At 31.5% G+C, this 826-nt stretch carries 1 pseudogene; it reads left to right on the top strand.

What is annotated here, in order from left to right:
- Positions 1 to 826 (top strand): annotated as a pseudogene (locus tag K8Z87_RS13815) (hypothetical protein); the annotation flags it as partial.

The following is an 826-nucleotide window of genomic DNA, read 5'->3' on the forward strand; positions in this document are numbered from 1 at the left end:
ACCCTGGAAACGAAGTCTTAAACTTTAGTCAAAACGATTATATCACTATAAGCACTATGAGTGTTGCAGGTAATGGCACTGATATTAATGGAGACAGAGTGTTTGATGGTAACGATGTCCCTGAAGAGAAAATACCTTCTGGGCAAAGTTTCTTTATCCCTTCTAAACTTCCTGATCCTATTTTAACTTCACCACCTGTAACTCCTGTAATTTCTTCAGAAAATGTACTCTTTACAAACAGCATGCGTGTTAGTGGAGATAATGCAAATGATTTGTTTTTTAGAAATTCTAAAAGCTCTTTTTCAAAAAAGAACATTTCTAAACGTGAAAAATTATGGCTAAATCTAAGTTCTGATATTGGTATTTTTAGTCAGATTTCTATTGTATATTCAGATGTTTCTACTAATGATTATGATGGTAGTTCAATTGATACTCCTAGAAATTATGCTGGTAATGCTGGGATTCTATACTCTTTAATTGAGTCTGAAGAAAATATTCCTTTTGTAATACAAGCGAAATCATCAAGTTCTTTAAATATTGATGAAGTTGTTAAAATTGGTTTTGGGGCTTACATCTCCACCGAAGAAACTTACCGTATAGATCTTTTAAAAACTGAAGGTGAATTTTTAACCTCTAATTCTATTTATTTAAAAGATAATTATTTAGGCGTTTTGCATGAAATTTCATCTTCGCATTATACTTTTAAGTCTCAAGGAGGTACTTTTAATGACCGTTTTGAAATTGTATTTCAAAATAATACGCTTTCAACGGATGATGAAATCATTCAAGACAATGGGTTATCTATTGTTGAACTTACCGATGGAAA

The sequence above is a fragment of the Winogradskyella immobilis genome (genome assembly GCF_021887715.1).
GTDB lineage: Bacteria > Bacteroidota > Bacteroidia > Flavobacteriales > Flavobacteriaceae > Winogradskyella > Winogradskyella immobilis.